This is a genomic window from Phyllobacterium sp. 22229 (assembly GCF_052056495.1).
GTDB classification, from domain to species: domain Bacteria; phylum Pseudomonadota; class Alphaproteobacteria; order Rhizobiales; family Rhizobiaceae; genus Phyllobacterium; species Phyllobacterium myrsinacearum.
Window position 1 is genome coordinate 1 of sequence record NZ_JBQEPA010000072.1, and the last position, 363, is coordinate 363.

At 45.7% G+C, this 363-nt stretch carries 1 protein-coding gene; it reads left to right on the forward strand.

The window, feature by feature from the left end:
• On the forward strand, window positions 1–289 hold a 289-nt coding region (locus ACTJJ7_RS28120; protein ID WP_440969513.1), incomplete at its 5' end, for an SMI1/KNR4 family protein.
• Between the last annotated feature and the right edge of the window lie 74 nt (window positions 290–363).

The following is a 363-nucleotide window of genomic DNA, read 5'->3' on the forward strand; positions in this document are numbered from 1 at the left end:
GCTGGCTCTGAAAACAGAGCTCAAAGGTTGGTATCGTGATTTTGTTAGATTGGGCGGTTTAAACGATCTGAGGCTTAGTGCTGAAATTCTCGCTCCTCAAGAACTGCTAGAAAATCAGATTTACGTAAATAGCCGAGCTTATATCGCTTTTGCTAGCAATGGTTGCGGTGACCTTTTCTGCTGGTCTGTCGGCGAGTCTCCAGCAATTTTTTTGTGGGATCATGAGACAAACCGGTTCACAGAGGATGCCCCGGATTTTATTAGTTGGCTGGAACGTAACCGTTTCTAGTCATAACAAATTGCTGCACTCGGAAAAATTACTCGCTGCGCTCCTGATTTTCCGGTGAGCAAGGCGTTGGTATG